This window comes from Sphingomonas longa (assembly GCF_016892685.1).
GTDB classification, from domain to species: domain Bacteria; phylum Pseudomonadota; class Alphaproteobacteria; order Sphingomonadales; family Sphingomonadaceae; genus Sphingomonas; species Sphingomonas longa.
Genome location: NZ_JAFEMC010000001.1, coordinates 1,205,473 through 1,230,090, shown reverse-complemented (window position 1 = coordinate 1,230,090; position 24,618 = coordinate 1,205,473). Strand labels below are relative to the sequence as shown.

At 66.2% G+C, this 24,618-nt stretch carries 22 protein-coding genes; 15 read left to right on the top strand and 7 right to left on the bottom strand.

Annotated features, from left to right (window positions below; genetic code table 11):
- Positions 1 to 6 precede the first annotated feature (6 nt).
- The 3 genes from ILT43_RS06005 (at position 7) to ILT43_RS05995 (ending at position 3,378) form a co-directional block, all read left to right on the top strand.
- Positions 7 to 1,143 carry a glycosyltransferase family 4 protein gene (locus tag ILT43_RS06005; protein ID WP_204196030.1) on the top strand — a complete coding sequence of 379 codons (1,137 nt, stop codon included), beginning with the start codon at positions 7 to 9 and terminating at the stop codon, positions 1,141 to 1,143.
- A 106-nt stretch (positions 1,144 to 1,249) separates the two neighbouring features.
- The gene (locus ILT43_RS06000; RefSeq protein WP_211534362.1) at positions 1,250 to 2,653 is read left to right on the top strand and encodes an NAD(P)H-dependent flavin oxidoreductase; all 1,404 of its coding nucleotides are present in this window, start codon (positions 1,250 to 1,252) and stop codon (positions 2,651 to 2,653) included.
- 8 nt (positions 2,654 to 2,661) lie between these two features.
- A complete protein-coding gene (locus ILT43_RS05995; protein WP_204196029.1) occupies positions 2,662 to 3,378 on the top strand; it encodes a glutamine amidotransferase in 717 nt (238 codons plus the stop codon).
- A gap of 157 nt (positions 3,379 to 3,535) precedes the next feature.
- On the opposite strand, the gene ILT43_RS05990 is transcribed toward ILT43_RS05995, so the two are convergent.
- On the bottom strand, positions 3,536 to 3,727 hold the full coding sequence (locus ILT43_RS05990) for a YMGG-like glycine zipper-containing protein (protein WP_204196028.1): 192 nt from the start codon (positions 3,725 to 3,727) through the stop codon (positions 3,536 to 3,538).
- A gap of 106 nt (positions 3,728 to 3,833) precedes the next feature.
- The gene (locus ILT43_RS05985; protein WP_204196027.1) at positions 3,834 to 4,844 is read right to left on the bottom strand and encodes a 2-hydroxyacid dehydrogenase; all 1,011 of its coding nucleotides are present in this window, start codon (positions 4,842 to 4,844) and stop codon (positions 3,834 to 3,836) included.
- A gap of 108 nt (positions 4,845 to 4,952) precedes the next feature.
- On the opposite strand from ILT43_RS05985, the gene ILT43_RS05980 reads away from it, so the two are divergent.
- Positions 4,953 to 5,450 (top strand): SH3 domain-containing protein, encoded by a 498-nt coding sequence (locus ILT43_RS05980; protein WP_204196026.1) that lies wholly within the window; start codon positions 4,953 to 4,955, stop codon positions 5,448 to 5,450.
- A 44-nt stretch (positions 5,451 to 5,494) separates the two neighbouring features.
- On the opposite strand, the gene ILT43_RS05975 is transcribed toward ILT43_RS05980, so the two are convergent.
- Positions 5,495 to 5,689 carry a hypothetical protein gene (locus ILT43_RS05975; RefSeq protein WP_204196025.1) on the bottom strand — a complete coding sequence of 65 codons (195 nt, stop codon included), beginning with the start codon at positions 5,687 to 5,689 and terminating at the stop codon, positions 5,495 to 5,497.
- A 274-nt stretch (positions 5,690 to 5,963) separates the two neighbouring features.
- Positions 5,964 to 7,160, bottom strand: a complete 1,197-nt coding sequence (locus ILT43_RS05970; RefSeq protein ID WP_204196024.1) for an acetyl-CoA C-acyltransferase — start codon at positions 7,158 to 7,160, stop codon at positions 5,964 to 5,966.
- An 89-nt stretch (positions 7,161 to 7,249) separates the two neighbouring features.
- On the opposite strand from ILT43_RS05970, the gene ILT43_RS05965 reads away from it, so the two are divergent.
- From ILT43_RS05965 to ILT43_RS05930, 8 genes are all read left to right on the top strand, one after another.
- The gene (locus ILT43_RS05965; RefSeq protein WP_204196023.1) at positions 7,250 to 7,498 is read left to right on the top strand and encodes a hypothetical protein; all 249 of its coding nucleotides are present in this window, start codon (positions 7,250 to 7,252) and stop codon (positions 7,496 to 7,498) included.
- On the top strand, positions 7,495 to 8,250 hold the full coding sequence (locus ILT43_RS05960) for a prepilin peptidase (protein WP_204196022.1): 756 nt from the start codon (positions 7,495 to 7,497) through the stop codon (positions 8,248 to 8,250). The genes ILT43_RS05965 and ILT43_RS05960 overlap by 4 nt, the downstream gene beginning before the upstream one ends.
- The gene (locus ILT43_RS05955; protein WP_204196021.1) at positions 8,247 to 8,711 is read left to right on the top strand and encodes a hypothetical protein; all 465 of its coding nucleotides are present in this window, start codon (positions 8,247 to 8,249) and stop codon (positions 8,709 to 8,711) included. The genes ILT43_RS05960 and ILT43_RS05955 overlap by 4 nt, the downstream gene beginning before the upstream one ends.
- Before the next feature lie 84 nt (positions 8,712 to 8,795).
- A complete protein-coding gene (locus ILT43_RS05950; RefSeq protein ID WP_204196020.1) occupies positions 8,796 to 11,036 on the top strand; it encodes a BamA/TamA family outer membrane protein in 2,241 nt (746 codons plus the stop codon).
- Positions 11,036 to 15,313: a translocation/assembly module TamB domain-containing protein gene (locus tag ILT43_RS05945; RefSeq protein ID WP_204196019.1), complete on the top strand. Its 4,278-nt coding sequence runs from the start codon at positions 11,036 to 11,038 to the stop codon at positions 15,311 to 15,313. The genes ILT43_RS05950 and ILT43_RS05945 overlap by 1 nt, the downstream gene beginning before the upstream one ends.
- 488 nt (positions 15,314 to 15,801) lie before the next feature.
- Positions 15,802 to 17,121, top strand: a complete 1,320-nt coding sequence (locus tag ILT43_RS05940) for an EAL domain-containing protein (RefSeq protein ID WP_204196018.1) — start codon at positions 15,802 to 15,804, stop codon at positions 17,119 to 17,121.
- Positions 17,122 to 17,150: 29 nt separating this feature from the next.
- A complete protein-coding gene (locus ILT43_RS05935) occupies positions 17,151 to 19,586 on the top strand; it encodes a tetratricopeptide repeat-containing hybrid sensor histidine kinase/response regulator (protein WP_211534361.1) in 2,436 nt (811 codons plus the stop codon).
- 59 nt (positions 19,587 to 19,645) lie between these two features.
- A complete protein-coding gene (locus tag ILT43_RS05930; protein ID WP_204196016.1) occupies positions 19,646 to 20,038 on the top strand; it encodes a response regulator in 393 nt (130 codons plus the stop codon).
- A 7-nt stretch (positions 20,039 to 20,045) separates the two neighbouring features.
- Here ILT43_RS05930 and ILT43_RS05925 read toward each other — a convergent pair whose 3' ends face one another.
- Genes ILT43_RS05925 through ILT43_RS05915 form a run of 3 tightly spaced genes read right to left on the bottom strand, consistent with a single transcriptional unit; the run spans position 20,046 to position 21,518 of the window.
- Positions 20,046 to 20,990, bottom strand: a complete 945-nt coding sequence (locus ILT43_RS05925) for an aldo/keto reductase (protein ID WP_204196015.1) — start codon at positions 20,988 to 20,990, stop codon at positions 20,046 to 20,048.
- The gene (locus ILT43_RS05920) at positions 20,987 to 21,163 is read right to left on the bottom strand and encodes a hypothetical protein (protein ID WP_204196014.1); all 177 of its coding nucleotides are present in this window, start codon (positions 21,161 to 21,163) and stop codon (positions 20,987 to 20,989) included. The genes ILT43_RS05925 and ILT43_RS05920 overlap by 4 nt, the downstream gene beginning before the upstream one ends.
- Before the next feature lie 7 nt (positions 21,164 to 21,170).
- Positions 21,171 to 21,518 (bottom strand): lipoprotein, encoded by a 348-nt coding sequence (locus tag ILT43_RS05915; protein WP_204196013.1) that lies wholly within the window; start codon positions 21,516 to 21,518, stop codon positions 21,171 to 21,173.
- A 129-nt stretch (positions 21,519 to 21,647) separates the two neighbouring features.
- Between ILT43_RS05915 and ILT43_RS05910 the strand changes: the two genes are divergently transcribed.
- The 3 genes from ILT43_RS05910 to ILT43_RS05900 are packed head-to-tail and all read left to right on the top strand — an operon-like array spanning position 21,648 to position 24,570.
- Positions 21,648 to 22,589 carry an ArsR/SmtB family transcription factor gene (locus tag ILT43_RS05910; RefSeq protein WP_204196012.1) on the top strand — a complete coding sequence of 314 codons (942 nt, stop codon included), beginning with the start codon at positions 21,648 to 21,650 and terminating at the stop codon, positions 22,587 to 22,589.
- Positions 22,586 to 23,527: a methylenetetrahydrofolate reductase [NAD(P)H] gene (gene metF / locus ILT43_RS05905; protein ID WP_204196011.1), complete on the top strand. Its 942-nt coding sequence runs from the start codon at positions 22,586 to 22,588 to the stop codon at positions 23,525 to 23,527. Before ILT43_RS05910 ends, metF begins: the two co-directional genes overlap by 4 nt.
- Entirely contained in the window at positions 23,524 to 24,570 is a 1,047-nt protein-coding gene (locus ILT43_RS05900; RefSeq protein WP_204196010.1) for a homocysteine S-methyltransferase family protein, read from the top strand. Before metF ends, ILT43_RS05900 begins: the two co-directional genes overlap by 4 nt.
- The last annotated feature ends 48 nt before the right edge of the window (positions 24,571 to 24,618 follow it).

The following is a 24,618-nucleotide window of genomic DNA, read 5'->3' as shown; positions in this document are numbered from 1 at the left end:
GCCGGCATGACCGCGCCCGTTCACATCCTCCACCTCCATTCCTCGTTCGACCTCGGCGGCAAGGAGGCACGGGCGGTACGGCTGATGGGCGCATGGGGCGACCGCGCGCGGCACACGATCGTGTCGGGCGTGCCCGGCGCACTAGGTGCGCGGGACTCCATTCCGAAAGGTGTCCGCTACGAGATCGCGCAGGGCGACCTGCCGCTGACCGGTCGCCCTTCGGTCAAGCGCTACGAGGCGATTGCGCACTATATGCGCCGGTTCGATCTGGTGCTGACCTATAACTGGGGCGCGATCGACGGTGTCATGGCCCGCCGCGTGTTCGCCAAGGGCGCGCCGCCGCTGGTCCATCACGAGGATGGGTTCAACGAAGACGAAGCGGCCGGTTTGAAGATCGAGCGCAACATGTACCGCCGCGTCGCGCTGCCCGCGGCGCACGCGCTTGCGGTCCCGTCCGAGGTGCTGGAGGCGATCGCACTGAAAGCTTGGAAACAGCCGGCAGCGCGCGTGCACCGCATCGTCAACGGCATCGGCACCGCGCATTATTTCCGCGATCCCGAACCGAAGGCGATCCGTGGGCTGGTCCGCAAGGAAGGCGAGGTCATCATCGGCGCCGTCGCCGGCCTGCGCGCGGTCAAAGACCTGCCGGCCCTGGTCCGCGCAGCCGGTGGACTGTCGGGCAAGTTCCGGCTCGTCATCGTCGGCGAGGGCCCGGAGCGGGCGACGATCGAGGGTGCGGCAATGGCGATGGGATTGTCCGACCGGCTGCTGATGCCGGGCTTCGTCGACCGCCCGTACCGCTATCTACGCCACTTCGACCTGCTGGCGCTGTCGTCGAAAAGCGAACAGTTCCCGATTTCAGTTGTTGAGGCGATGGCCGCCGGGCTGCCGATCGCCAGCCTGCCGGTCGGCGACGTGCGGCGGATGGTCGCGCCGGAGAACCTGCCCTTCATCGCCGAGTACCCGACCGAGGTACGCCTGCGCGACGTGATGCAGGGCCTGATCAACGGTCCCGCCGCGCGGGCCACGGTCGGCGCGGCGAACCGTGTTAAGGCTGTCGCGGAGTATGACGAGGCGACGATGATCGCGCGCTACAAGGCGCTGTACGAGCAGGCGCTGGACCGGCCTGGGGCACTTGGCTGACGGTGCAGTGGACGGCGCAGCGATGGACGCATGATCCATGTTTCGCTCGCACGCCCGCATCCATCCGCTATAGGAAGTCGTATTTCGTCCGAAAGGTGTCGTTTTCGTGTTCAAGGGTCTCTCCCCCATCAACTATAACGGTCGCGAAGTGTGGCCGCTGGTGGAGGGCGGCAAAGGCGTCGCCGCGACCAACCATGCGTCCGCAGGAGCGTGGGCCGCTGCCGGCGGTATCGGTACGGTATCGGCGGTCAACGCCGACAGCTACGATCCTGACGGCAAGATCATTCCCCAGATATACCGCTCATTGACACGCCGCGACCGGCACGAGGAGCTGATCGAATACGCAATCGCCGGCGCGGTCGAGCAGGTGAAGCGCGCCTACGACATTGCAGGCGGCAAGGGCGCGATCAACATCAACGTGTTGTGGGAAATGGGTGGGGCACCACGCATCCTGCACGGCGTGCTGGAGCGGACGCGCGGGCTGGTGGCCGGCGTGACCTGCGGCGCGGGCATGCCGTACAAATTGTCGGAAATCACCTCCTCCTACAATGTCTCGTACCTGCCGATCGTGTCGTCGGGCCGGGCGTTCCGCGCGCTGTGGAAGCGCGCCTATTCCAAGGCGGCGGAGTGGCTCGCGGCGGTGGTGTACGAGGATCCATGGCTGGCGGGCGGTCATAACGGCCTGTCCAATGCCGAGGACCCGCTGAAGCCGCAGGACCCTTACCCGCGTGTCAAGGAACTGCGCGACACGATGCGCGAGGGCGGCATCCCGGACAGCACGCCGATCGTGATGGCCGGCGGCGTCTGGTATCTGCGCGATTGGGAGAACTGGATCGATAATCCGGAACTCGGCGCGATCGCGTTCCAGTACGGTACGCGTCCGCTGCTGACGCGGGAAAGCCCGATTCCCGAGGGGTGGAAGGCGAAGCTGATGGAGATCGAAGAGGGCGACGTGCTGCTCCACCGTTTCTCCCCCACCGGCTTCTATTCGTCGGCGGTCCGCAATCCGTTCCTGCGCGCGCTGGAGGCGCGGTCGGCGCGCCAGATCGCGTTTTCGCAGCAGGAGGCGGGCGACCACGTCTTCCAGCTCGACGTCGGCGTGAAGGGCAAGAACTTCTGGGTGACGCAGGGCGACCTGTTGCGCGCACGCGAGTGGTTCGGCCACGGCTTCACGGATGCGCTGAAGACGCCGGACAACACGCTGGTGTTCGTGTCGCCCACCGAGAAGATGGAAATCCGCAAGGATCAGGCGGACTGCATGGGCTGCCTGTCGCAGTGCCTGTTCTCCAGCTGGGCGGACACCGACACGAACTCGACCGGCCGGCTCGCCGATCCCCGCAGCTTCTGCATCCAGAAGACGTTGCAGGACATCGCGCACGGCGGCGACACCGAGCAGAACCTGATGTTCGCGGGTCACGCCGCCTATAACTTCAAGCGTGATCCCTTTTATTCCAACGGCTTCGTTCCGACGGTGAAGCAGTTGGTGGACCGCATCCTGACCGGGGACTGACGCCAGGCATGACCATAACCGCGGCGAAACGCGCGCTCATCATCCGGCACGTCGATTACGAGGGCGCGGCCGGATACCGGGAGCCGATCCTCGCGGCGGGTTATGGGTTGGAATGGCTGGCGGCGGACAGTGCCGACTTCTCCGGCGACATACTCGATACACCCGACTTGCTGGTCGTCATGGGCGGCCCGATGGGGGTGTACGAAACGGATGCTTATCCATGGATCGGCCCCGAAGTCGCCGCGATCGGCCGGCGATTGGTCAAGGGGCTGCCGACATTGGGCATCTGTCTCGGCAGCCAGATGATCGCGGCGGCATTGGGCGCGGCGGTCTATCGTGGTCCGCGCACCGAGATCGGCTTCTCGCCGCTGACGCTGAGCGACGACGGCCGCGGATCGCCACTGGCCGCGCTGGCGGGGGTGCCGGTGCTGCACTGGCATGGCGATACGTTCGATCTGCCTACCGGTGCGACGTTGTTGGCGTCGAGCGACCTTTATGCGCGGCAGGCGTTCGCACGAGGCGAAACCGTCCTCGCGCTGCAATTCCATGCCGAGATGGGCGAGGACGCGCGCTTCGACATCTGGCTGGCCGAGGGGCGCGACTACATGGCGGACGCGGGCATCGACCCGGCGGCGGTCGAGGCCGACCATGCCCGATTAGGTCCGGGCGCGGTCGCGGCAGGCCGTGCGATGATCGCGGATTGGCTGGCGCGGCTGCCGGCATGAACGCGAGCCTGGCTGGGGTCCCAGACGTCAGATAGTGCTCGACCGAGGCGAAGCTGGTTCGCCTCGGTTGCGGGGTAAAGCAGCAGGCGCTGGCGGCTAAGCCCCCTCGTGAACGCTCCTCAACGGACTGTGGACGGTCATCGCCCACGGATCACCGTCAGTCGGCAACGGTGCCGACCACCGCGCCGGCGGTGCCACCGACGGCCGCGCCCTTGCCGACATCGTTACCCGTGACCGCCGCGACGCCGGCACCACCCGCGCCGCCGATCGCGGCCCCACGGAGCGTCGAGCAGGCCGACATCGACACGGCGGAGGCGACGAGCAGGGCGGACAGAGCGATCTTCTTCATGGGGAAATCCTTGCGTTAGGGGTAGATACCCGACCAAAAGGATGACCGCTGCGTTATGTTCCTGCCGTTTCGGGAGCGAAATGCTGCACAGCAGCAATGGCTGGCCTCACGCCCAACCTTCCAGCACTTGATCGGGTGGGCGGTGGCCGTCGGCCCACATGCGGATGTTCTGTATGACCTTCTCACCGCTGGCGAGGCGGCCTTCGTAGGTGGCGGAGCCCATGTGCGGCGTCATGACGACGTTGTGCAGCGCCAGCAGGCGCGGATCGATGCGCGGTTCGTGTTCCCACACGTCCAGCCCGGCGCCCGCCAGCCGTCCGCCCTCGAGCGCGTCGACCAGCGCCTCCTCATCGACGATGCCGCCGCGGCTCGCGTTGATCAGGTACACGTGCGGACGCATCAGGCCGATCCGGCGCGCGTCGAGCAGCAGGCGACTGTCGGCGTTCAACGGCGTGTGGATCGTGACGATATCGACCGCAGCCAGCATCGCGTCGAGATCCGCGTGGAAGGTCGCGGCAAGCTGCGCCTCCGGCACGGCGGGGAGGCGGTGGCGGTTGTGATAGTGGATGGCGAGGCCGAATGCGCGGGCCCGCGCCGCAACCGCCTGACCGATGCGGCCCATGCCGACGATGCCCAGCGCCTTGCCGCCGATACGGTGGCCGAGCATGCCGCCGGGGCTCCAGCCATGCCATTCGCCGGATCTCACCAGCTTTTCGCCCTCCGCCAGACGGCGCGGGACCGACAGGATCAGCGCCATCGTCATGTCGGCCGTATCTTCGGTCAGGACACCGGGCGTGTTGGTGACGATGATCCCGCGCGCGCGGGCAGCCTTCAGGTCGATGTGGTTCACGCCCGCACCGAAATTGGCGATCAGCTTCAGGCGTGGGCCGGCGGCGGCGATGATCGCAGCGTCGATCGCGTCGGTGACGGTCGGGACCAGCACGTCGCAATCCGCCACCGCGGCGGCGAGCTGCTCGCGCGTGCGCTTGATATCGGACGGATTCAGGTCGGTGTCGAACAGCGCCGCCATCCGTCCCGTCACCAGATCGGGCAGGTCGCGCGTGACCACGACTTTGGGGTGCGGAACCCGCGGACGCGAGGGGCGCGTATCGGACATGGCAGCGGGCTTGGCGGAGCCGACACGGCACGTCAACGCTCGTCACTTGCCGGTCGTTGATCCGCACACGGCTTTCGTGGAAGAGCAGACGCGAAGGGGTTTCGTATCATGCGTTTCTTGGCGTTCGCGCTTATCGCCGCGGTGACATCCGGCAGCGTCGTAATCGCGCCTCAAGCTGCGACCGCGCAGGCCAAGCGTCAGGTGCCGTATTGGGCGTCGATCGGTCCCGGGCAGGCGCGGATGCGGACCGGCCCGGCGCGCGCCTACCCGGCAAGCTGGCTGTACCAGCGCGCCGACCTGCCGGTGCAGGTGGTGCAGGTGTTCAAGGAGTGGCGCAAGGTGCGCGATCCGGACGGCACCGAGGGGTGGATGCAGGGCACGCTGTTGCGCGAGACGCGGACCGCGATCGTACGCGGAACCGAGCCGCTGGCGATGCGCGATCGCCCATCGGCGGATGCACGGCTGGCGTGGCGCGCGGCGCCGGGCGTGGTCGGGCGGATCAGCCAATGCGCAAACGGCTGGTGCCGCTTCGACGTGAAGGGGCAGGTCGGCTTCGTCGAGCTTGGGCAGCTTTGGGGCGTAAGCCCGACCGAAGTGCTACCCTGAAGAAAATTCAGCAGGGTGCCGGAACCGATCCGGCGCTGCCGGGTTCAGGAAATCGTCGGGTAGGGCGCAGCGCCTAGCAGCGACAGACTGACCCATGCCATGCACAGCACGGAAAAGGTCATCGATACGCCACAGGCGAGTTGGCCGGCGTACAGGACGGCACGACCGTTGGGCCGCTGTTCGCGGCGGTTGCGGCTGGCGGTCGACAAGACGAACGCCACGACGACGGCGTAGGCCATCACCAAAACATCGAACAACATTTTCCCTCCGGTTGCACCGCTGGCATCGTTTGCGCGGCGTGCGAGGGAGATCAATCGTCCACGCCGCCGTCCGCCCCGTCTATGCGACGAGTGGTTAACGCCGCACAAAGACGCGAGTGGGAGCCGCTTCGATCGTCCTGCCACGCTCGTCCCGGCACCGGCTGCTCCGCAGACTCGCAGTCGGCTGAACGGTGGATGCCGTGACGAGCCCGGCCTGACGCAGGCGACGCTATGCGGCGACGCGCTCAGTCCGTCAGATCATTTCCACCGCCACCGCAGTCGCCTCGCCACCGCCGATGCACAGCGAGGCGAGGCCGCGCTTCCCGCCGGTGGTTTCCAGCGCCGACAGCAACGTCGCGATCACCCGCGCGCCGCTCGCCCCGATCGGGTGGCCCAATGCGCAGGCGCCGCCGTGGACGTTGACCTTGTCGTGCGGCAGGTCGAGGTCGCGCATGGCGATCATCGCCACCGCAGCGAAGGCTTCGTTGATCTCGAACAGGTCGATATCCGACGCCCCCCAGCCCGCCTTGTCCATCGCCTTGCGCATCGCGAATACCGGCGCGGTCGTGAACTTGGCGGGAGCGTGCGCGTGCGCGGCGGTCGAGACGATGCGCGCGATCGGCGTCAGGCCGAGGCGGTCGGCAACCGACTGGCGCGTCATCACCAGCGCCGCGGCACCGTCCGAAATCGAGGAGGCATTGGCGGCGGTGATCGTACCGTCCCGGCTGAATGCGGGCTTCAGCGTCGGGATCTTGGCGACATCGCCCTTGGCGGGTTGTTCGTCGAGCGTGATCGTCGCGCTACCCTTGCGGCCCTTCACCTCGACCGACACGATCTCGCGATCGAACGCGCCGTCTTTCTGGGCGGCCTGCGCACGGTGCAGCGACTCGATCGCGTAATCGTCCATCTGGGCGCGCGTGAACTGATATTCGGCCGCGGTATCCTCCGCGAAATTGCCCATCAGCTTGCCCGGCTCGTACGCGTCTTCCAGCCCGTCGAGGTACATATGGTCGTACATCGTGTCATGACCGATCCGCGCGCCGGCGCGGTGCTTTTTCGACAGATACGGGGCGTTGGTCATGCTCTCCATGCCACCCGCGACGAGCAGGTCGACCGAGCCAGCCGCCAGCGCCTCCGCGCCCATGATCGCCGCCTGCATGCCCGATCCGCACATCTTGTTGACGGTCGTCGCCTCGACATGATCGCCCAGGCCTGCGCCGATCGCCGCCTGCCGCGCCGGAGCCTGACCCAGGCCGGCGGGCAGGACGCAGCCCATATAGATGCGCTCGACATCGGCGGCGGCCACGCCCGCCCGTTCGACCGCGCCCCTGACCGCCGCGGCGCCCAGTTCCGTCGCGGTCGCGCCCGACAGACAGCCCTGAAACGAGCCCATCGGTGTCCGTGCGTAGGACAGGATGACGACAGGGTCGTTGGCGGCGGTATCGGACATGACGGGCTTTCCGGGAGTTTTTCTTTGCGCGCGATCTAGCGTTGAGCGGGGTCAATGGCAAAGCCGTGCGCCCCGGCTACACGATCGGCATGGAAACATTGACGGACGGCATCAAATGGTATGCCTCACTCTCGGGCATCCTTGCGGCGTTCATGGTGTCGCTCGATTACGGGCGACGTCTGACCGGATGGGGGTTCGTGATCTTCGTGACGTCGTCGATGGCGTGGTTCGCGGGGGCGTGGCTGACCGAGGATTGGGCGCTGGGGACGCAGAATACGGTGTTGTTCGGGATCAACCTGCTGGGCGTCTATCGCTATCTGATCCGACGTAACGGGTGAGCGAGCCTGCGTTCTGGGCGCTGATTCTCGGCGGACTGGGCGCGATCATCGGCAGCTTCTCGGCGGCGCTTGTCCTGCGCTGGCCGGAGGGGCGGTCGGTCATGACGGGGCGATCCGCCTGCGATGCATGCGGCCGGACATTGCGCGCGCACGAACTGGTGCCTTTGCTCAGTGCCGCGATCCAGCGCGGGCGTTGTCGTCATTGCGGCAGTCGGATCGATCCTTGGCACTGGCGGATCGAGGCGGCGGCGGTGGTGGTCGGGGTCACGGCGGGCCTGATCGCGCCGAGCTCGACCGCGGTCGCGGGTGCGGTGTTCGGGTGGCTTCTGCTGGTGCTGGCGGCGCTCGACTGGCGGGCATTCTGGTTGCCCGATCGGATCACCGCGCTGCTGGCGCTGGCCGGGATCGCGGGTGTGGTGGCCGGGCTGGAGCCGGGATTGGAAGATCGGCTGATCGGCGGCCTGCTCGGCTTCGGGCTGCTATGGGCTACTGCAACGGCCTACCGCCTGATCCGTGGGCGCGAGGGGCTGGGCGGCGGCGACCCCAAGCTGCTCGGTGCGATCGGATTATGGCTGGGCTGGCGACCGTTGCCGGCGGTACTGGTGGTCGCCGGGCTGATCGGGCTGGGCATCGTGCTGGTGCGGCGGATCGGCCGGCGGCCGGTCGCGCGCGACGATGCGCTGCCGCTCGGGACACTGATGGCGCTGGCGGCTTATCCCGCGTGGCTGATGATGATAGGGGCTGCGGCATGATCGCGCTTTCCCTCCCGCTGCTGCTGCAAGCCGCTCCGGTACCGCTGCCGCAGGCCGCTCCGGTGCCGGCACCCCTGACGGTGCCGATCCCCGGCACGCTGCCGAAACAGGCGCTGCCCGCGAAAGGATGCGCGGTGTATCTGTGGAGTGCGGAGGATCGCCGGCTGGTGGCGATGGCGGGCGCCGATCCGGCGACGTTGCGGCTGGTGCTCGATGGCAAGGTCGTCGACATCGCCCGCGCCGAGCAGGCGGGTGGCGCGGGGTTCGGCTTCGGAGACAGCACCACCTACCGGCGCGACGACATCACCGCGACGCTCGCGATCCAGATTGCGACGCGGAGCGATCTGGTCGACGGTGCGATCGTGCCGACGGCGACGCTCAGCCTCGCCAAAGGTGGTGGCGACGCGCTGGTCGTGCCGGTGGGCGGGCTGATCGGATGCGCGAAAAGCCCCACTCCGTGAAACCAAGCCTAAATCAGGGCGTTCAGTTGCAAGCGAAGGTATACCGAACACGGGTGCCGACGTGAAAGGGGTTTTGTGTTCAGTGTGACTGCTCGTTCTCGTCGACATTATTGGCTGGCGGTATCGCTCGTCGCGTCTGCACCCGCGACGGGCCAACTGTCGCAACCTGGTGTCGCGCCCGCTCGCGGACCGGATGCGCCGAAGCCATCGACAGACCAGTCCCCAGTATCCACGACGCCCGGTACCGTTCCACCGGCGGATCAGGGCGATCCGAACGGCAATGCGCCGATCGTACCCGAGGCTGAGTTCGACGCGGCCCTGCCGCCGCTGTCCGGCGACATCAATTCGCCGCTGGAGCCGATCGGCGGTATGACCACCCCGCCGGCGGCCGGAACGGCGCCCTCGACACCGCTGCCTCCACCGACCACGAACCAGCCGGTCGCGACCGGCGACACGCTGCCGACGGTCGGACCGGAAGACCCGGAACTCGCGCGGCCCCTGCCGCCAATCGGCAGCTTCGACACGACACCGCTGGAAACGGCCGTCACCGCCAATCCCGACACGCCCGAAGTCCGATATGAGACGACGGTCAACGGTCTCGACAAGCTGGAACTGGCCGACGAGTTGAAGTCGCTCTCCGCACTGAACGAAGGCGACGGCAAGGCCGCGAACACGGCGCAGATCAGCGCGCGGGCGCGTGAGGACGAGGCGCTCGCGGTGCGGCTGATGCATTCGCTGGGGTATTACGACGCCACCGCGCTGTCGACGGTTGAGTCGGTGCCGAACACGCCCGGCCGATTCCGCGCCGTGATCACCGCATCGCCGGGGCGCCTGTACACGCTGTCGTCGGTGACGATCCTCGCCGATCCGGTGATCCCGGACGATCTGCTCCGCCGCAACCTGCCGCTGAAGGTCGGCGACCCGATCGAGGCGGCGCGCGTCCAGGGCGCGGAGGCGAATGTGAGCCTCGTCCTGCCGCAGCAGGGCTATCCCTTCGTCAAGGTCGGCGATCGCGACATCCTGCTGGAGGATCAGGCCCCGAAGGCGACGGGTGCCTATACGTTGCCGGTCGATACCGGGCCACGCTCGTCGTTCGGCAAGCTGACGACGACCGGCGACACGGTGTTCGGCGTCGATCATCTCAACGTCTTCCCGCGCTTCAAGGAAGGGCAACTCTACGACAATCGCCTGACCGACGACCTGCGCGACGCGCTGGTCGCGACCGGCCTGTTCAACAGCGTCGCGGTCGAACCGCAGCGCACTGGCCGCGCTGGACCTGACGGCACCGAGGAGGTCGACCTGCTCGTCCGCCAGTCCAAGGGGCCGGCGCGCACGCTGGCCGGCACCGCGGGCTATTCGACGGGGCAGGGTATCCGGCTGGAGGGAAGCTGGCAGCATCGCAACTTGTTCCCGGACGAGGGCGCGCTGATCGGCACGGTCGTCGCCGGTACGCAGGAACAGGGCGCGGGGGCGACGTTCCGGCGGTCCAACGCCGGGCGGCGCGATCGTACCTTCTCGATCATCGCCAATGCCAGCCACCAGAATTACGACGCCTATGAAGCCTTCATCGGCACGCTGGCGGTCCGCTGGAGCTACGACTCGACGCCGATCTGGCAGAAGAAGTTCACCTATTCCTACGGCGTCGAACTGACCGGCACGAACGAAGACGTGTACGACTTCGACCTGAGCCGTCGCCGTCGCGGGACGTTCGGGATCGCGGCTTTGCCAGGGCAGGTGGTGTTCGACCAGTCGGACAATTTGCTGAACCCGACCCGCGGCTATCGCCTGAAACTGAACCTCAGCCCGGAAACGTCGGTGCGCGGCGGCGTGCGGCCGTACGTGCGGACGATGGTGGAGGGCACCTATTATTACCCGGTCAGCCCCAGCCTCGTGATCGCCGGCCGTGCGCGCGCCGGGTCGATTCAGGGCATCGACCGTGACGATCTCGCACCGTCGCGGCGCTATTATGGCGGCGGCGGCGGGTCGGTCCGCGGCTACGGGTTCCAGCGGCTCGGGCCGTTCGAGCCGATCAACCCTGCCGATCCAGAGGCGAAGCGCAATCCGGTCGGCGGGCGCAGCCTGAACGAGTTCGCCGTCGAGGCACGCTATCGCTTCGGCAATTTCGGCATCGTGCCGTTCATCGACGCGGGTAACAGTTACGAGGATTCGCTGCCGACCTTCTCCGCGCTGAAGTTCGGCGCGGGGATCGGCGGGCGGTTCTACACCAATTTCGGTCCGTTCCGCATCGACGTGGCGACCCCCCTCAATCCGCGGCCGGGCGACGGCAAGGTCGCGCTGTACATCTCGATCGGGCAGGCATTCTGATGGCCGAGGAAACGCCCGTGACGCAGCCGTCCAGCGCCTCCACTTCCTCCACTTCGCACGAGGTGGTGATCGAACGCCGGCCGCTATGGCAACGCATCCTGAAGTGGCTGGGGATCGCGATCCTCGGCCTCATCGTGCTGGTGTTGCTGGTGTTGTTCGGCATCAACACCGATCCCGGCCGGCGGTTCGTCGCCGACCAGATCGGCGGCTACACGACGGCGTCCGGGCTGAACATCAAGGTCGGGCGGATCGACGGGTCGCTCTATGGCCAGATGACGCTGTCGGACTTGCGCGTCAGCGATACGCAGGGCGTGTTCCTCGACAGCCCGAAGCTCGCGGTCGACTGGCGTCCGTTCGCCTTCGCCAGCAATCATGTCGACGTGCGCTCGCTGGAGGCGGGGACCGTCACGATGCGGCGCAAGCCGGTGCTGAAGCCGACGCCGAGCGATCCCAATGCACCGCTGCTGCCCGATCTCGACATCGACGTGAACCGTCTTAAGGTCGGTCGCTTCATGCTGGCCGCGCCGGTGACGGGGCAGGCTCACATCCTGTCGATCGATGGCGTCGTGCACATCGCCGACCGGCGCGCGCAACTGGTGGCGAATGCCGCCGCGTTGCGTGGCCCCGGTGTAGCCGGCGGCGACCGGCTGGCGCTGAAGATCGATGCGGTGCCGGATCGGAACACGCTCGATGTCGATCTGAAGCTTCAGGCTCCGACCGGCGGCGTGGTCGCGACGATGGGCTCGCTGAAGCAGCCGCTGACCGTGTCGGTCGACGGTCGCGGTAGCTGGGCATCGTGGCAGGGCCGCGCGCTGGCGACGCTCGGCGGCGGACCGCTCGCGAACCTGAATTTGACCGCGAAGAACGGGCATATCGAGGTCCGCGGCACGACGCGACCTGGACTGTATCTTGAGGGCCCGGTCGAGCGGCTGACGGCACCCGAACTTCAGGTCGCGATCGACACGACGCTGAACGACCGCAAAGCGGACACGCGCGTGACGCTGAAGTCCGACGCGCTGGCGGTGGACGCAGGCGGTCTGCTCGACCTCGCCAATAGCCGTTTCGGGAATTTCGCGGTCAATGCACGGTTGCTGACGCCGGGTGCGATCGCCCCCAATCTGCGCGGCCGTGACGTGAACGCACGCGTGGTGCTGGACGGCGCCTTCGCGACCCCGACTGTGGACTACAAGGTGTCCGCGGCAGCGATCGGCTTCGGCGAGATGGGCGTCGAAAACCTCTACGCCGAGGGGCTCGCCCGCGTGAACAGCGACCGCATCCTGGTGCCGGTGAATGCTCGCGCGCGCCGCGTCGTCGGGCTGAACGCGGCGGTGGGCGGGCTGGCGAACAATGTCCGCATCAATGGCGACTTCGCGATCTCGATGCCTAACATCCTGTCCGATAACCTGCGCATTCGCTCCGACAACATAGACGCCACAGCGATCGTCGTCGCGAACATGCAGACGGGCCGGTATACGGGTGCGTTGAAGGGGCGCGTCAACAACTATCGCGTCGATTCCGTTGGCATCCTCAACATCACCACCGACGCCAAACTGGTGCCGGGTCCGAAGGGCGGTTTCGGCATCACCGGTCGGGTGGCGGCACAGACGACGCAGCTGTTCAACGACGGCGCGCGTAACTTCCTCGGCGGCAATGCCGTCGTGCGTGCCGACATCGGCTACAGCCCTGAAGGCGTCGTGACGTTCCGCAACCTGCGGATGAACGCACCACAGTTCCGCATTACCCGCGGGCAGGGGCGGTTCGACCCCAAGAACGGCGAGGTGGCCGTCGATGCGGACGCGTTTTCCACCCAATATGGCCCGTTGTTCGCTCGCATCACCGGCTCGGCGACTGCGCCCGTCGTGGTGCTGCGCGCACCACGCCCGGGTGTCGGTGTCGGATTGGTCGATTTGAACGCCCGAGTCGTCGGCCGGGGTGGTGCCTATGCCGTCACTGCGAGCGGCGGCACCAACTATGGCCCGTTCACTGCCGACGTCCTGGTGCGACCGGGGGCACAATTGGCGGTCGACGTCCGCCGGGTGGTGTTCGCAGGGATCACCGCCAATGGTCGGGTCGTCCAGACCGCGGCGGGGCCGTTCGCGGGTGCGCTGCTGTTCAACGGGCGCGGCATGAACGGCAACGTCAAGCTCGCCAATCAGGGCGGTTATCAGCGTGCCGACGTCGCTGCCCGCGCCTACAACGCGACGGTGCCGGGTCAGGTCGACTTCACAATCGGCCGCGCGATCGTCGATGCCAGCGTCGTGGTGTTCCCGAATGCGCCGCAGGTGATCGCGGACGTGCAGCTTGCCGATACGCGTTACGGTCCGACCGTCATCCAGTCCGCACGGGCGAAGGTGAACTATGTCGGCGGACGCGGGAGTGCACAGGCGCTGCTGACCGGATCGAACGGCGTGCCGTTCCGCGTGGCGATGAATGCCCGCCTCAGCCCGAACGATTATCTCGTCGCGCTGCAAGGGATGGCCAACAGCATCACCTTCAAGACCGCGAATCCCGCCCGGATCCGTGCTGATCGCGGCACGTACCGGCTCGCCCCGACCCGCATCGACTTCGGCGCAGGGCAGGGTGGCGGTGGGGGTGGCTCGGTGCGGCTGGCGGGCGCGTACGGTAGCGCCACGACCGCGCAGGTCCGGCTCGACCGTCTCGATCTGTCGATCGCCTCCGCGTTCGTACCGAACCTTGGCGTGTCGGGAACGGCGACGGGCAGCCTCGACTATGCGCAGGCTTCGGGCGCGTCCTTCCCGACGGCAGACGCGCGGATCACAGTGTCGCAGTTCCGACGGACCGGATTGGCGGCGATCTCGACGCCAGTCGACGTGGTGTTCGCGGGTCGTCTCCAGGGCGACGGCGGCGAGGCACGCGCGCTGGTCAAGAGCGGACCGACCGTGGTCGGTCGCATGCTCGCGACGCTCCGGCCGCTGCCGCCGGGCGCGGGGTCATGGATGACGCGGCTGATGTCCGCGCCACTCGCGGGCGGCATCCGCTATAACGGTCCGTCCTCACTGCTGTTCTCGTTCGCGGCGTTGCCGAACCAGCAGCTGACCGGTCCTATCGCGGTGGCGGCGGATTTCGGCGGGCGGGTGTCCGCACCGCGGCTCAACGGATTGATCCGCGCCGACAACCTCACCTACGACAACGAAACCTATGGTACGCGACTGTCGCGGATGCAGTTGGCTGGGCGGTTCAACAACGATCGGTTGGAGATCACGACGCTGAACGCCCGTGCCGGTGATGGCACGGTGCAGGCCAAGGGCTCGATCGGGCTGGCGGCGGATAGCGGCTATCCGATCGACCTGACCGCGACGCTGGACAATGCCCGCCTCGCCAACAGCGACGCGCTGGCGGCGACGAGCAGCGGTACGGTGCGGCTGACGAACGGGCCCCAGGGCGGGCTGATCCAGGGGGAGCTGACGATCCCGAACGCGCGCTACCAGATCATTCGGCAGGGTCAGGCGGAGGTGCCGGAGCTGACCGGTATTCGCCGCCGCAGCCAGATCCGCATCGCGCGCCCGACCGACCGGCCCGTGCCGGCGACACCGCCGGGGCTGTTCAAGCTCGACCTGCGGGTGCGAGCGGAGAACCAGTTGTTCGTGTCCGGCATGGGGCTGGAGTCCGAATGGGAAATGGACTTGCGCATCGGCGGTACGTCGGCAGCACCAGTCATCACCGGCGGCCTCGATCTCGTCCGCGGCACCTACTCGTTCTCGGGCAAGCGCTTCGACGTGAACCGCGGGACGATCCGCTTCCGCGGCGGCGCGCTGACCGATCCGGACATCAACATCCAGGCGACAACGACGACCGATGGCATTACCGCCGTCATCAACGTCACGGGCACAGGTCAGCGTCCGCAGATCAGCTTCACCTCGACCCCGAACCTGCCGCAGGACGAGGTGCTGAGTCGCCTGCTGTTCGGGACGAACCCGGAAAATCTGTCGGCGACGGAGGCGATCCAGCTGGCATCGGCCCTGAATTCACTGCGCGGATCCGGGGGCGGCGGACTCAATCCGCTCGGCAAGCTGCGCTCGGCGACCGGATTCGATCGCCTGCGCGTCCTCGGGGCGGACGAGGCGACCGGCCGCGGGACGAGCCTGGCAGCAGGCAAGTACCTGACGGACAACATCTATGTCGAAATCGTGACCGATGCGCGCGGCTTCACCGCAACGCAGTTGGAGATCGCCCTGACCAAGGCGCTCAGCCTGCTGACCTCGACCGGATCGTTCGGCGGATCGAGCGGCAGCCTGCGCTATTCGAAGGATTATTGATGGGCCGGGTGGCGCGAAAGCGCTGCCCGTGCTCGGAATGGACCGCGCATCAGCGATGCCCGCGATCCAAGCAACCGCGCTTTCCCCTGCCGATGTGATTAGCGCTCGAGGCCGTCACAGCGGCCGAGCATGCGGTACGCAAAAAACACCGCGGTCAGATGTCGCACCTAAGCGCAGGCGCTAAGAAGTTCGGCCCGGTCTTGTAGTCAATCGACGCAAGACCGGGCCGATCTCATTACCAGGGCTTGATGCCGTCGACGTGGATCAGCGCGAGAATGAAACGCAGCATGTTTTTTCTCCCAAAAGCGCCTCGTTGGGCGCTTCGCCGAGGTTAATGCGCGTTTCACCATTGCACAACCGGTTGCAGCGGTGGTTGCGACAACCGGAGATGAAGCTCGGCTTAACGCAATTTTCATGAGCCGCCTTCTAGGTGGTTGCTAGATGAAGCTCGCATTCCCTCTTGCGGCGGCTGCGACCGCGACCCGGCAGTGAGCGAGTTCGTCTCCCCCACGCCGATCCGTCGTGCCGATGGCGGTACGCCAATGCCGACCAGCTTAGCCTCGGTAACCGACTGTTGTTGTGCGTTGATCGTTCTGACGATCTCGAATTTTCCGATCCTTCGCCGCCATGTCGGTATCGTGCGCGCGAATATGTTGGCCGAAAATATTGCCATCCGGGTCGCTGAACTCGTGCCCGATGCCGTCATCGTTGCCGCCGGCCGGGACCGCATCGAAGTTTCCCTGGCGAGCGTACAATTTGAGGCGGTGGAGACGATCGTCGCGCGCCTCGACGCGGCGTTCGAGGCGGCTTTCGACGTCGATGGTGAACCCTATTCCATAGAGCTGGTGCTGGGCTCCGCGACGCTCCCGGTGACCCTCCATGACGACGTGCGCCTGCTCGACGAAGCAGAGCGCGCGTGTGAAGCGGCGCGAGAGACACGTGCGCCGGTCGTGCGGCATCTGGCGCGGGGTACGACACCGCCTGATCGCGCCAGCCTTGGGCGCGACCTGCGGGATGCGATCGGCAAGGGCGAACTGTTCCTGCAATATCAGCCCAAGCTGCATCTTCGCCGCCAAGTCGTGTCGGGCGTCGAGGCGCTGATCCGCTGGCGCCATCCCGTGCGCGGACTGGTCATGCCGGGCGACTTCATCGCACTCGCAGAAGAGTCGCAGGATATCGTCGACCTGACGGTCTGGACCATCCAACAGGTTATCAAGGACCAAAGGGTGCTGGCCGCGAGGGGCCATGACATTCCGGTCTTCGTGAACATATCCGGCGTCCTGTTGTCCGACGCTCGCTTCGTCCGTCGCGCCTGCGCGCTGATCCAGAGCAGCGGCGTGAAGATCGGCTTCGAGATTACCGAGACTGCGGTGATCCGCGATCCGCAGAGCGCGATAGGGCATCTCAAGAGGTTCGCGGACATCGGCATCGTCATCGCCATCGACGACTATGGGGCAGGTTTATCGTCGCTCGCCTATCTGAAGCAGTTGCCTGCCAGCGAGTTGAAGATCGACAAGCTGTTCGTGACCCAGCTGACCAGTTCCAACCGCGACCCGCTGATCGTCCGATCCACGATCGACCTGGCGCATGCGATGGAGATGGAGGTGGTCGCCGAAGGCGTGGAGACGGCATCCGCGTTAGCGCTTTTATCCGTGATGGGCTGCGACGTGGCGCAGGGCTTCCTCATCAGTCGGCCTATCGATCTGCCGATCCTGCTAGAGTTCCTCGCGCGAGATCAGGCGCGCGTTTTCGTCAGCGCTCCGGCCAAGTTGCTGAACCTGACAACGGGTCATCGGCGCGCATCATGATGTTGCGGGCCCTATTCGCAGCGGTGCTGATGACCGTCGCGATGGTCGCGGATCAATCGCCCGCTGTTGCAGCGCCAAGGGTAACCGCCACCCAATCACCACAGTCTGATGCGGCCGCGGTGGCGGCGACCGATGTGGATCGAGCCAAAAGGTTGATGCTGGCTGATGCATCATCCGCGCGAGAAGTGGCGATCCGTGCAGCGGCACAGGCTCGTCGAGCATCCGTCAACCCGGTGACTGGCATGACGTTGGCAGCAGCCTTGTGGCTCCAGGCCGAAGCCAGTTATAGATTGGGTGAGGAGGAACGCGCGACAGTACCACTCGACGCAGCCTTCCATTTGGCTCGCCGGTATGGGCCAAAAACGCAATTGATGGGCGATATCCTAATGACCCGGGGATCGCTTCATGGTGCGCGGATCGAGCCTGCAGGAGCCCTTAAAGACTATCAGGAAGCTTTTCGTATATTCGGTGGTGTGCATAACACGCGTAGCCAAGCCATCTCGTTATTATTGATCGCGACACTCTACAGCGATGCAAAAGACAGCCATGGCGCACTTCGGTACCTGAAACAGGCGCTCGATCTGTATCAAGGTGATGCGGGATTGATGATCGCCCTGCGGAACGGTCGGGCCGCAGCGTTGCAGGAGATGGGTCGGCTTGATGAAGCGTCTCAGCAATTCAAGCTGGCAATGGATGCTGCCGATGAAATCCGCAGTCCGGCGTCTCGTGTGCGCTTGCTGGTCAACATGGCTCGGAACCAACTTAAACGGGGCAAGACAGAGCAGGCTGCGCACACGATAACAGAAGCCAATGCGATCAGCATCAGCGGTGACGGTGCCGGTTGGCGACCACAAGTCCTGGCCGTGGCGGCGCAGGCTGCGTTGCAGCGCGGCGATCTGCCGGGCGCGGCGGGGCTGATCGACCGCAGCTTCGCGGGGGTCGACCTTCGCACGACGACGCTCAGTCTTCGGGAGCCGCATGAGACGGCCTATACGATCTATCGCCGGATGGGACGCGCCGACCTCGCCCTTGCGCATCTGGCGGCGATGAAGCGGATCGACGACGACGCTACCCGGCTCGCCACGACGACCAGCACTGCGCTGATGGCCGCGCGCTTCGACTTCACCAATCAGGAACTGCGCATCGCCACGTTGCGCGGACAGGAATTGCAGCGTCGTATCGAACTGGAGCAGACGCGTGCCAGTACGCAGCGGACGATCTTCTATGGCGGCGCCGGCGCCGCTGCGATCATCGTCGGACTGCTCGTCTTTGCGCTGGTGTCGATCCGTCGCAGCCGCGACGAGGTGCGCGCGGCCAACGCCGAACTGGGCGAGAGCAACGAAGCCCTGTCGCGCGCATTGGCTGCGAAGACCGAGTTCCTGGCGACGACCAGCCATGAGATCCGCACGCCATTGAACGGCATTCTTGGCATGACGGAGGTGATGCTGTCCGACCCGACGCTCGCGCCGCTGATGCGTGATCGGTTGGGGGTGGTCCACGGTGCGAGCATGACGATGCGAGCGCTGGTCGACGATATCCTGGATGTCGCGAAGATGGAAACGGGCAACCTCACCATCGAGGAAGCCGCTTTCGACCTTGCCGCTACCCTCGCCGAAGCAAGCCGCCTCTGGGAGGAGCAGGCGCGCACGAAGGGCGTGAGCTTCGTGGCGCAGCTCGACGACTGTCCGGGCTGGGTCATCGGCGATGCGGCACGGACGCGGCAGATCGTGTTCAACCTCCTGTCGAACGCCATGAAGTTCACCGAGGCAGGGCAGGTCAGGCTGATCGCGACCGGAACGGGTGAGGGGGTCGCGATCACCGTGTCCGACACGGGCATCGGTATCCCGCCGGACAAACTGGGGCAGATCTTCGAGTCATTCCGGCAGGCGGATGCCAGCACGACACGGCGGTTCGGCGGCACGGGATTGGGCCTGACGATCTGTCGCAAGCTTGCCCGGGCGATGGGCGGAGACGTCATGGTCGGCAGCGAGCCGGGCAACGGTGCGACCTTTACCGTCACGCTACCGCTCCGAGCCGCCCCTGCACCCGCTGACTGCGTCGGCAGCGAACTCGCACGTCCCGATTTTCTGGTTGTCGAGCGCAACCCGATCGCCCGCGCGATGTGGACGTCCTTGCTCGCGCGTCACACCGGACGCCTCGTCTATGCGGCCACGACTGCCGAGGCGGTCACCTTGCTGCAGCACGGCAACGTCCGACGGGTACTGATCGACGACGCGACGGTGGATGCCGATCTGCAGCAGGTGACGCGGATCGCCGCCGCTGCTGGCTTCGCTGAAACGACATTGCTTTGGAGAAACCCCGGAGATGTAAGGGCGATAGCCGACCACACCGGTGCAACCCGCGTCGTGCCTCGACCAATCGCGGGCGCGGCGTTGATCGCGAAGATATTCGTCGCACAAACCATTGCCTCCGGTACGGATCGACTTGTGTCCGAGGCGGCTTGACGCGTATCAAAGCGTATGACCCGATCAACACAGCAGGTACCGCCCGGGTCGGCGGCATCATGAAAGTCCTCTTTATCGAGGACGACCGGATGAACCGGCGCGTCGTTCGCGACATGCTGGATGTCGCCGGTGCGACGATGTCCGAGGCGGAAGATGCCGAACAGGGGCTGGCGATGATCGCCGCCGAGCGTTGGGACATGATCCTGATCGATCTGCGAATGCCCGGCATGGATGGCGTGACGGCGATCCAGCACATCCGCGCGCGCGGCGACGACAAGGGACGGGTACCGATCATCGTCGTCACCGCCGATGCCGCACTCGACCTGCGCGAACGATGCCTGGCGGCCGGTGCTGACGATGTGATTTTCAAACCGGTGGCGATGGACCAGCTGTTCGAAGCGATGGGTCGGGTCTTGGCCAAGGGTGCGGAGGACGGGGGCCTGATCGCGTGAGTCGAGGTCAGGCGCCTGCTTCGACGAGCCGCGCAAGCTGCGCCTCGTTCAGCTCCAGCGTCATCGCCGCCAACAGTTCCGGCAACTGCTCCGGCTTCGAGGCGCTGGCGATCGGTGCCGTGACGCCGTTCTGGGCGATCAGCCACGCGAGGGCGATCGTCGCGAGCGATGCGCCGGTTTCGGCCGCGACAGAGTCCATCGCCGCCAGCACGGGTTCGCCGGCGGCCAGCCGATCGCCCATGCGGGCGCCCCGAACGCTTTGGCCGAAGTCCTCGGCTTTGCGATATTTGCCGGTCAGAAAGCCCGCAGCCAGACCATAATAGGGCAGGACGCCGACATTCTCGGTGACGCAATAATCCTGCAACTCGCCTTCGAACTTGTGGCGGCTGATCAGGTTATATTCCGGCTGGAGCACATGGTATCGCGGCAACCCGGCAGCTGTCGCGACGTCGTTGGCGGACTTGAATCGCATCGCCGTGAAGTTGGACGCGCCGAGCACGCGCACCTTGCCCGCGTCGATCAGGCGGCTGAACGCTTCCAGCACTGCCTCCTGTGGCGTGTCGTCATCGTCCTGATGCGCATAATATAGATCGATGTAGTCGCTCCCGAGCCGGCGCAGCGAGGCGTCGCACGCGGCGGCGATATTGGCTGGCGACAGCTTCTCACCGTTTACTGGCAGCATCCCGACCTTCGTCGCAATCTGCACCGCTTCGCGCTTGCCGGACCGCTTCAGCCATTCACCGATCACGGTTTCGGATTCGCCGCCATCGTGTCCTTCGACCCACGCCGAATAAACATCCGCCGTGTCGATCATCGTGCCGCCGCCCGCGACAAAAGCATCGAGCACGGCAAAACTCGCGGTACGATCGGCGGTCCAGCCGAAGACGTTGCCACCCAGCACCAGCGGCGCGATCTTGAGGTCGGTGGAGCCAAGGCGGCGCAACAGGGTCATGGTACGTCCCGATCGTTCGTCACGGCATTCAGTTCGACGCTGTTCGCATCGAGCATTGCCGCGGCTTCGTTGAGTTGGCGCGCCTCGTCTGCCGTCACCGTTCCTGGCTGCTCCTCTCCGCCCGAACAGGCGGCGACGAACAGGGCAGGGGCAATCAGGCCGACGAGACGCATCCCGGTCTTAATCCTTCAACTTGGCGCCAGCCTTTTCGAGCGCGCTGCCGGTGGCGTCGGCGGCGCGATCGGCACCGTTGCTGATCGCCGCTCCCGTACGGTCGAGGCCGTTCTCGATGCTGTCGCCCGCGCGGTCCGCGCCCCGCTCCACGTTCGCGCCCGCGTTGTCGAGGTTCGCTTCGGCCGAGCCGAGCGCACGATCGGTGGCGGCATCGACGTCGCCCACCGCATTGCTCGTCGTCGCGGCGGTGTCGGCGGCGACGGCGTTGGCCGCTTCCGACGTCTCGTTCTGGGCATTCTGGCTGCAAGCGGCGAGTGCGATGGCCGCCAGTGCGGGAACGATAAGCTTCTTCATCAGGGTTCCTCCCGTTTTCATTGACGCAGGTTACGCGCGTCGAGAGGTCGGAACGCGAGCGAAAGCATTCGGGTCCACGACAATGGCTGATTGACCCCATATAAAGATATCTTTATATCTTGATGCGACATGGTTGACCCACTCGACATCTTCGGTGCTCTTGGCGACGCCACCCGGCTCCGCATCCTGGCGCTGCTGCGGCAGATGGAGCTGTCCGTTGGTGAACTGGCACAGGTGCTGGGGCAGAGCCAGCCGCGCGTGTCGCGGCACGTCAAGATCCTGTGCGATGCCGGGCTCGCCGAGCGGCGTAAGGAAGGCAGCTGGGTGTTCGTCGTGCTCGGGCGGGCAGAGATCGTAGCGCCGATCGCGGCGGCGCTGGACACTTGGGGACAGCCGGATAGCGGCACGGACGCGGCGCGACTGGCGGCGGTGCGGGCGGACCGTGCGGCGGCGGCAGCGTCCTGGTTCGAGAGCCATGCGCGTGAGTGGGATGCGATCCGGTCGCTGCACGTCGCCGAGGAACAGGTCGAGGCCGCGATGCAGGTAGCACTTGGGGAGGGTGATGTTGGTACGCTGGTCGATATCGGCACCGGCACCGGCCGCATGCTGGAGCTGTTCGCCGGCCGCGCCCACCACGCGCTGGGTATCGACCGCAGCTCGGAAATGCTGCGGCTGGCACGCGCCAAGCTGGAAGGCGTGATGAATGCGGAGTTGCGGCAGGCCGATCTTTACGCGTTGCCGGTAGACGACGAGGCGGCGGATGTCGCGATCCTGCATCATGTGCTGCACTTCGCGCAGCAGCCGGGTGCCGCAATTGCGGAAGCGGCGCGGGCGTTGGGGCCGGGCGGGCGTTTGTTGATCGCGGATTTCGCAAGCCACGATCGCGAGGAATTGCGGACGCGCGACGCGCATGTCCGGTTGGGATTTTCGGATGCCCAGATCGAGGGTTGGTTCGAGACGGCGGGGCTGACCCCGGCGAGAACGGACGTACTCGACGGCGGGGAACTGACAGTGAAATTGTGGCTGGGGCAAAAACCCGGCGTGCATCTGCGTGAGGTGAAGGCAGCATGACGATCTCGGTCAACCAGCTCGCGGAGGCGCGGTGCGCGCTGGAATCGCCGCTTTACGCGGATGTCGGCGGCGATCTCGACGTGTCGTTCGAATTCTTCCCGCCGAAGAACGAGAAGATGGAGGAGCAGCTCTGGGAGGCGGTTCGGACGCTGGAGCCGCTGGGCCCCCGCTTCGTGTCGGTCACCTACGGCGCAGGCGGAACCACGCGCGAGCGGACGCATGCGACGGTAGCGCGCATCCAGCGTGACACGTCGCTGGCGGCGGCGGCGCACCTGACCTGCGTCGAGGCGACGCGTGACGAGATCGATCAGGTCGCCGAGGAATATTGGGCGGCGGGCGTGCGCCACATCGTCGCGCTGCGCGGCGACTCGCCAACAGCGGGGACGAAGTTCGCCAGCCATCCGGGCGGGTACGAGAACGCGGCGGCGCTCGTCGCCGGCCTGCGCAAGCTTCACCCGTTCGAGATCTCGGTCGCAGCCTATCCGGAAAACCACCCGGATTCGGCGGATGCGGCGGCCGACCTCGACAACCTGAAGCGCAAGCTGGACGCGGGCGCGAACCGTGCGATCACGCAGTTCTTCTTCGAGCCGGAGACGTTCTTCCGCTACCGCGATGCCGTCGCCGCCGCGGGTATATCGGCTGAGATCGTGCCGGGGATCATGCCGGTGTCGAACTTCGCTAGCGTGCAGCGGATGAGCGCGATGTGCGGCACCGACGTACCGGCGTGGATGGGTCGGCTTTTCGACGGGTTGGATGCGCACCCGGCGGCACGGCAGCTGGTCGCGGCGACGGTGGCGGCGGAATTATCGCGGCGGCTGTATGCGGGGGGATGCAAGCAGTTGCACTTCTACACGCTCAACCGCGCGGAACTGGCGTTCGCGATCTGCCACCTGCTCGGCGTGCGCGCTCAGGCCAGGGCGCAGGAGGTGGCGGCGTGAGCATCCGTCGGGCATTCCTCGCCGAGGCGGCGAAGCGTATCCTCATCACGGACGGCGCGTTCGGGACGGAGATCCAGAACTGGAAGCTGTCGGAGGAGGATTATGCCGGCACGCTGGGGCTGAGCCACGACCAGAAGGGCAACAACGACATTCTGGCGATCACGAAGCCGGAGGTGCCGGAGACGATCACGCGCGAATATCTGGACGCGGGATCGGACATCGTGTCGACCAACACGTTCAGCGCGAACATCATCTCGCAGGCGGATTATGGTGCCGAGCATCTGGTCCGCGACATCAACATCGAAAGCGCGAAGATCGCGCGGCGGCTGGCGGATCAATATGCCGCGCGCGACGGGCATCCTCGCTTCGTGGCGGGGGCGATCGGGCCCACGAACAAGACGCTGTCGCTGTCGCCGGACGTCAACGATCCCGGCTATCGCGAGATCGACTTCGACTATCTGAAGCAGGTGTATCGCGAGCAGACCGACGCGCTGCTGGAGGGTGGCGTCGACTTCATCCTGATCGAGACGGTGTTCGACACGCTGAACGCCAAGGCCGGGATCATGGCCGCGATCGAAGCGGGGGAGGCGTTGGGCCGGGACGTGCCGATCATGCTGTCGATGACGTTGACGGATTTGTCGGGCCGCAATTTGTCAGGACACACCGTGGAGGCATTCTGGCACGCGGTGCGGCATGCGAAGCCGGTGACGATCGGGCTGAACTGCTCGTTCGGGGCCGAGCAGCTTCGCCCGCATGTGAAGACGCTGTCGGAGATTTGCGATACGCTGATCATGATCTATCCGAATGCGGGCCTGCCCAACGAGTTGGGCGCATATGACGAGGCACCGGCGACGACGGCGGGGCTGGTCGGCGAATGGGCGATTGCGGGGCAGGTCAACGTGCTGGGCGGATGCTGTGGCTCCACGCCGGCACATATCAAGGCGATGGCCGACAAGGTGCGCGGCCTGAAGCCGCGCGTGCCGGGCGCACCGCCGGTGCAGACCAAGCTGGCCGGGCTGGAGCCGTTCACGATGGCGGCGTGACGCTTGTTTTGCGTCACTCCAGCGAACGCCGGGGTCTCGTGCCGCGAA

What these genes read in the sequence shown, in the direction of transcription:
- ILT43_RS06005 (WP_204196030.1), top strand. Translation starts at nt 7, where the DNA reads ATGACCGCGCCCGTTCACATCCTCCACCTCCATTCCTCGTTCGACCTC.
- ILT43_RS05995 (WP_204196029.1), top strand. Translation starts at nt 2,662, where the DNA reads ATGACCATAACCGCGGCGAAACGCGCGCTCATCATCCGGCACGTCGAT.
- ILT43_RS05990 (WP_204196028.1), bottom strand. Translation starts at nt 3,727, where the DNA reads ATGAAGAAGATCGCTCTGTCCGCCCTGCTCGTCGCCTCCGCCGTGTCG.
- ILT43_RS05985 (WP_204196027.1), bottom strand. Translation starts at nt 4,844, where the DNA reads ATGTCCGATACGCGCCCCTCGCGTCCGCGGGTTCCGCACCCCAAAGTC.
- ILT43_RS05980 (WP_204196026.1), top strand. Translation starts at nt 4,953, where the DNA reads ATGCGTTTCTTGGCGTTCGCGCTTATCGCCGCGGTGACATCCGGCAGC.
- ILT43_RS05975 (WP_204196025.1), bottom strand. Translation starts at nt 5,689, where the DNA reads ATGGCCTACGCCGTCGTCGTGGCGTTCGTCTTGTCGACCGCCAGCCGC.
- ILT43_RS05970 (WP_204196024.1), bottom strand. Translation starts at nt 7,160, where the DNA reads ATGTCCGATACCGCCGCCAACGACCCTGTCGTCATCCTGTCCTACGCA.
- ILT43_RS05965 (WP_204196023.1), top strand. Translation starts at nt 7,250, where the DNA reads ATGGAAACATTGACGGACGGCATCAAATGGTATGCCTCACTCTCGGGC.
- ILT43_RS05955 (WP_204196021.1), top strand. Translation starts at nt 8,247, where the DNA reads ATGATCGCGCTTTCCCTCCCGCTGCTGCTGCAAGCCGCTCCGGTACCG.
- ILT43_RS05945 (WP_204196019.1), top strand. Translation starts at nt 11,036, where the DNA reads ATGGCCGAGGAAACGCCCGTGACGCAGCCGTCCAGCGCCTCCACTTCC.
- ILT43_RS05935 (WP_211534361.1), top strand. Translation starts at nt 17,151, where the DNA reads ATGACCGTCGCGATGGTCGCGGATCAATCGCCCGCTGTTGCAGCGCCA.
- ILT43_RS05930 (WP_204196016.1), top strand. Translation starts at nt 19,646, where the DNA reads ATGAAAGTCCTCTTTATCGAGGACGACCGGATGAACCGGCGCGTCGTT.
- ILT43_RS05925 (WP_204196015.1), bottom strand. Translation starts at nt 20,990, where the DNA reads ATGACCCTGTTGCGCCGCCTTGGCTCCACCGACCTCAAGATCGCGCCG.
- ILT43_RS05920 (WP_204196014.1), bottom strand. Translation starts at nt 21,163, where the DNA reads ATGCGTCTCGTCGGCCTGATTGCCCCTGCCCTGTTCGTCGCCGCCTGT.
- ILT43_RS05915 (WP_204196013.1), bottom strand. Translation starts at nt 21,518, where the DNA reads ATGAAGAAGCTTATCGTTCCCGCACTGGCGGCCATCGCACTCGCCGCT.
- ILT43_RS05910 (WP_204196012.1), top strand. Translation starts at nt 21,648, where the DNA reads ATGGTTGACCCACTCGACATCTTCGGTGCTCTTGGCGACGCCACCCGG.
- metF (WP_204196011.1), top strand. Translation starts at nt 22,586, where the DNA reads ATGACGATCTCGGTCAACCAGCTCGCGGAGGCGCGGTGCGCGCTGGAA.